The following is a 1,244-nucleotide window of genomic DNA, read 5'->3' as shown; positions in this document are numbered from 1 at the left end:
AAGTACCTCTCCGTCGGTCTGGCCATTTGCGTACATTCGAATTGAAGTATCCAAGATTGACTCGAGCAATTTATTTCCCGCATCGAATTTCTCAGGACTGCGCAGCTTCGAAAGGATGCTTACGAGTGACTGAGCCGTAAGCTTGAGTACCAAAACACCCTTATTGTAAAACTCTCTGAACGCGTCAAGCTCCCGGTCTTTCGAAAGGCCCTGCTGGGTGTCTCGACAAACGATGAATGCGAGTTTGCCGTACTCCTTTCCGAGGTAGGAAAACACCTGTCGGTACTCATCCACGCCGACGGATTCGTAGTTCTTCATTTCGAAGATGACCTGCCGCGTGGAATAATCTTTGAGAATCCTTTTCCAAAATCCCGAAAGAGCCTGGTTAGTTGCAACGAGGTCGCGTCTTTGGGTGGAGGCCGCATTCGGTTTGAGTTGGACATTGGTCAGCTGTCGTGCAAAGGCGATTTCCACAGCCCGCTTGCACCAGTCTTCAAATTGAGATGCACCCTCGGTGCCGCTGGGTATGTTCCGAAGTTCAGTGATGAGCTGCCCAAGCAGACGGGACCGCTGCTCACCACTTTGCGATGCGATGGTGATTTCGTATTCGTCGTAGATTTCTTCGGCGTCGTCCTGGTCGAGATCACCATGTTCGAGATTTAGGGCCGGCCAATAGCAGGGATGGACCATCAGCACGTCGGATGGTGAAAACTGCCGATCCGGTCGCTTGCCGTCGTGAGAAAAGACGAAGTTCCCATGTTGCTTGTCGAAAAGTCCGAAAAATCCGATGCCGTATAGAGCTCGGATCGCCTCGTCCGGAGTTCCGAGTATTTGAAAGTGCTGGGCGATTTGCTCGTCAAGGCTATCGTTGGCCATCGAAGCGCCTAACAGATCCGCGGCCTCTCCCCATGTAACCTTTGCGTTGCCGGCGGCAAAGGCCTTCGTGAGCAAGCTGATTCCAGGTAAAACTGATTCGTACTCTTTCCGAAGGTCATCGTAACGGGTCAGCGAGATCTGCTTTGACGAGTGTAGGAAATCTTCCTCGATGAGCGTCGTTCTGCTCTGCCGCTGAGCCTGGTAAAAGGCTGTATTGAGCAGGCCGATGACGTCTCTTGGCCGATAAAGCGTCAACTTCAATATGCGCTTGAATGCTTCCCGGCCGTGGAGTTCGTTGGCGGTAATGGCGTTCCATGCACGAACGTCGCTTTCTTTGTCCACTTTGAAGATGGCACGAATTCTCATGG

At 52.2% G+C, this 1,244-nt stretch carries 1 protein-coding gene; it reads right to left on the bottom strand.

The features are described from left to right. A partial coding sequence (locus AC1DSN_RS22840) for a P-loop ATPase, Sll1717 family (protein ID WP_477333147.1) occupies positions 1–1,244 on the bottom strand: 1,244 nt, incomplete at both ends.

The sequence above is a fragment of the Luteibacter sp. P4_D7_3 genome, from assembly GCF_056401735.1.
Note: the sequence above shows the minus strand (reverse complement) of the source record. Positions and strands in the feature narration are given on the sequence as shown.